This window comes from Xenorhabdus sp. PB62.4 (genome assembly GCF_014467285.1).
Taxonomy (GTDB): Bacteria; Pseudomonadota; Gammaproteobacteria; order Enterobacterales; family Enterobacteriaceae; genus Xenorhabdus.
The window spans coordinates 1-3,946 of sequence record NZ_NKHR01000044.1 but is presented as its reverse complement, the minus strand read 5'-3'; the positions used below and the strand labels follow the sequence as shown (position 1 = coordinate 3,946).

At 47.1% G+C, this 3,946-nt stretch carries 4 protein-coding genes and 1 pseudogene; 3 read left to right on the top strand and 2 right to left on the bottom strand.

Going from position 1 to position 3,946, the window contains the following annotated elements; genetic code table 11:
- Together Xenpb_RS18435 and Xenpb_RS18430 are read left to right on the top strand one after the other, a co-directional pair.
- Positions 1-760: TraI domain-containing protein (locus tag Xenpb_RS18435; protein ID WP_187655614.1), on the top strand; the 760-nt coding region annotated here is incomplete at its 5' end.
- Between the two features lie 109 nt (positions 761-869).
- Positions 870-1,860: pseudogene (locus Xenpb_RS18430) on the top strand (tyrosine-type recombinase/integrase).
- Positions 1,861-2,499: 639 nt separating this feature from the next.
- Here Xenpb_RS18430 and Xenpb_RS18425 read toward each other — a convergent pair.
- Positions 2,500-2,766: a helix-turn-helix transcriptional regulator gene (locus Xenpb_RS18425; protein WP_187655613.1), complete on the bottom strand. Its 267-nt coding sequence runs from the start codon at positions 2,764-2,766 to the stop codon at positions 2,500-2,502.
- 499 nt (positions 2,767-3,265) lie between these two features.
- Here Xenpb_RS18425 and Xenpb_RS18420 point away from each other — a divergent pair, with 499 nt between their 5' ends.
- Positions 3,266-3,424: a hypothetical protein gene (locus tag Xenpb_RS18420; protein WP_187655612.1), complete on the top strand. Its 159-nt coding sequence runs from the start codon at positions 3,266-3,268 to the stop codon at positions 3,422-3,424.
- 160 nt (positions 3,425-3,584) lie between these two features.
- On the opposite strand, the gene Xenpb_RS18415 is transcribed toward Xenpb_RS18420, so the two are convergent.
- Entirely contained in the window at positions 3,585-3,866 is a 282-nt protein-coding gene (locus Xenpb_RS18415; protein ID WP_187655611.1) for a hypothetical protein, read from the bottom strand.
- Positions 3,867-3,946: the final 80 nt, after the last annotated feature.

Below are 3,946 nucleotides of genomic sequence, written 5' to 3'. Positions count from 1 at the left end.
GGGCAGCGTTCAGCAGGTACCCGCCGCCCCAGAGGGGGAGTGGTCAGGCAGTGGCGGATTTACTGACCTGACACTGCAATTTACCACCTGTGCCGTGCGGTTGGCGAAGGGGCATTTGTTACCGCCGAGTGTGGCACCAGAAATGCAGGCAGCACAGAGTGTCTTATGGCAGGCCGTGGTGTTCTGGGCGGCGTTGTTTTACCACCTGCCGTTGTTGCGGCAGCTTGAGGGGGAACTGGAAGACGGGCATTACTGGCAGCCGGGATGGTGGACACCCGAGCGTCGCTTCCGTTTCCGGTTTCGGGTCTCCCAGACAGTCTCACCAGCACCACTGGAAGCGATGATGGCTGCCCGTTTACTGCCGGAAGAGGCGGTGAGCTGGTTGTATCTGGTGCCGGAGGCATGGCATTGTCTGATCTTACAGCTGGGTGGGCATCCCTCTACAGTGCCGTTAATGGGTTCACTGCTTCAGGAAGCGGCCACACAAGTGCAATCCCCGTTGCTGAAACTGGCTGTGTCTTCTGAGCCGCCGGTGGCGGTATCCGTATCAACCGACTCGGATGGGGATTCTCCATCTCCCGTACCTACAGCTGAACCGCCTGTCTGCGATGATACACAGACGTTATTGTCATTATTTCAATCAAATGATGAAGTTTCAGAGCAAATTAATGTAAATGATAATCATATCGATTTGAAATTATCCAAACACACCCGCAAAAAGCCCAAAAGCGTTGCTTCCGCAGGGAGTCAGTCATCATGATATTAACAATGAAATCATTTCAAATAGTTATTTGTTTTTTGGTGATTTATTGGCTGCTGACGATATCGGCAGGCCGTCTTGATGAGTTGTTGATAACAGGAAAAAGATGATGCACGGAACCGAAGTCAAAATGGGCTGGGATGAGTTACTGGAGGAATATTTTTTCTCGCATATGTTACGCCCGTCCTCTGAGTGGAGCTACAGCAAAGTGAAACGGGTGTTTATCCGGTAACGGTATTACCGGAGCAAATCACACACCGGGATGTACTGCGCTGGCGGCGTCATTCGTTAGTGGAGAAAAAACAGTCCGGCCATACCTGGAACAATAAGGTGTCTCACCTGCGGGCCATTTTTAATTTCGGCATGGAACGAAAACTCCTGCCACACACGGAAAATCCGTTCAACGATACCGCAGTGAAAAAAGAGAAGAAAAAGAAGAAAATTCTGAGCAAATCTCAGATCATCCGTCTCTATCTGCTGATGGGGCAATATGAAGCAGAGGAGCGCGCGCAGGTGGCTCCACGGGGCGGGCGCTTGCATTGTACCCGACAGGGTACTGGCTGACCGTACTGGATACGTTCCGGTTAACGGGCATGCGCCAGAACCAGTTACTGCATCTTCGCTTGCGGGATATCAATCTGGAAGGCCATTATATTGAACTGCGTACCGAAGGCAGCAAAAACCACAGTGAGTGGCGGGTACCGATGATCCGGCAACTCAGACCCCGGCTGGCACAGCTGGTTGAACGGGCGAGAGCCTGTGGGGCGAAAGACGACGATCCGCTGTTTGACTTAACCCGTCTGGGCTTTCGTTATCACGGCAGGATGACCCGTTACCAGTACAATTACGATAAAGAAAAGCAACACATTCGTTCTTTTTTCAATCGGTTGTCCAAAGAGTGCGGCTTTGCTGTTTCTCCTCACCGTTTTCGTCATACGCTGGCCACAGAGCTGATGAAAGCGCCGGATCGTAATCTGCAACTGGTCAGAAGCCTGCTGGGGCACCGCAGTCTGGCGACGACAATGGAGTATATTGATATGGAAGTTGCGGGCAAAACACTGGAGAGTGAGCTGGCGTTATATCTGGATCTATCGGTGTAATAGGGATAGCGTCACGTAAAAAAACAGGGCGAGTATCAATCAGGATGAGGAGGAGGGGGATTGATTGAGTTGCCCTGTATCAACATGATGGTGTCAAAAAAGCGTTAATTTTGATCCGGTATCCATGAAGTTTTACCTGACTCGACATCAGAATCAATTACTGAAATCATTACCTTGAACGAAAAAAGAGTGCTTGCAAATGCAGGCACTCTGTATTCTTTAATTTACGGCTTTTTTAAACATTGAGCGTACAAACCAGGCTACCAATTGTTTAACCTTTTCTTAACAGCCCTAAATTTTAACTTACTTGTTAAGTACCTGATAGTATTCAACAAATTAGCTTTAAAATTTTGGTGCCGGAGGCGGAATAGAAAAATGTTATAACTTGTTGAATAATCAAAGTCTATAACCACACTTTCCTTTTATGCCCCTTTTAATGCCCCCGGATTTTTTTGCTTACTTTTTCTTTTATATCTGTCTGATTTTGCTTATTTATATCACTTATTGTGTGATTTTTGATTATCTTAAAGTAAAAAAGCCGTGAGGGTGAAAAATGGTCAAATTTAGTTGCCATTTTAATCTCAGGGCTTGATATAAAAAATATTCATTTTTACAAAGTCGATCACAAATTAAAGCGGGTTATTCCTGTGGCTTATTGCGGACTTTACGCTCAATCAATCGGCCATAACTATCGAAATAACGACTCGGCCAGATTTCAGAAGGGTGGATGCCGAGATAATCAGCAATGATCCATTCGCCTTTCGGCCACGGCCTGCTGAAAGCATTTGCCAGTGTTGATGAACTGAGTCCTGCTTCACGAGAAACCGCCGCTAAGGTTGTACCGCGTTTACGTAATGCAGCGATAATATCGGCCTGATGCCAGTCATTTCTAACGTTGTTATTCATTCCTGCTACCCCTTTCCATTAATTAATATTGATGGTGGCGATTCAGACAGGGTTAGCAGACCGGCGCTTACTCCGGCGAGACGTGAGTCTCCCCCACCTGAATCGCCATAGAAAAGGCGAATGCAGGCACACTGGTAAAACATCTTACCAGTGTATAAGCGCACAAGGCTGCTAAACCTTGACCATTAGGTTGTGCTAATGGCGGGAATACTTTAACTGATTATTTTAGCTTACTCAATAACTGAACGACTAAGTGTAACGGCTATAACTCTCCTCATGAGCGCACAAATTCAGGGGAGAATACGGACGGCTAAATCAGTCTTTATTGTTTATTCTCGTTCGTGATCGCTTCGCTGTCCGCATTTCCCCTGTGATTTTCAAACTAATTTTAATCATTAAAAAACATTCTCTGCGTGTCGGTCAGGTTCACCGTTCCGTGGTGCGTCAGATAATGTGTAGCAGAGAGGCATTGTGTTGAGTTTTTGCAGGAGTTCGCTACGTGCAAGCCAGGCACGGCGATGGTTTACTCCCCGTTCAGCGCCTGATATCAGTCAGGATGAACGCCTCATTAATCGTGACGTGGTGTGATTTTTCCTTTTTACTGCATCAGCCTGTTGTCAGGCGTCAGGTTAAAAAACAACCGAATAAAGTGGATTAGGATCAGAGAATGCCCGAAATAACGGGTGACTCTGAGTAATTCGTGGATCAAATCAGTCGTAAAGCCAGACCGGACGTGCTCTGGACGTTGGCCGCCCTGCGGCGTCACTTGGTAATCGCTTCGCTTTAACGCAAGTGACGCCGCGCAGTTTTCGGGACGTTTATCGTGCATTAATCAAAGCATAGGTAAAAATCGTATAGAACAAATTGTGATTGTGGCAGGGACTATTGCTCTGCCTGAATGATAAGCCGGTGCACAACGAAACCTGGAGACTTTCATCACCAGACGATGGGTTAGGTGTCCAATGATATCTGCTTCCAAAAGTGCGCAGATGTACCGCATGGTATGCACTCCCTTGCAGGCTACGGGAGTTAATGAGATGGTCTTCCCCACCCTGTGAACCATACTCTTTATAGAGTATTTTTTCTGGAGAGTCCATCATGCAAAACGTCACCCTTATTGGTATCGATCTCGGCAAGCATTCTTTCCATATCCATTGTCAGGACAAATTCGGCAAGACTA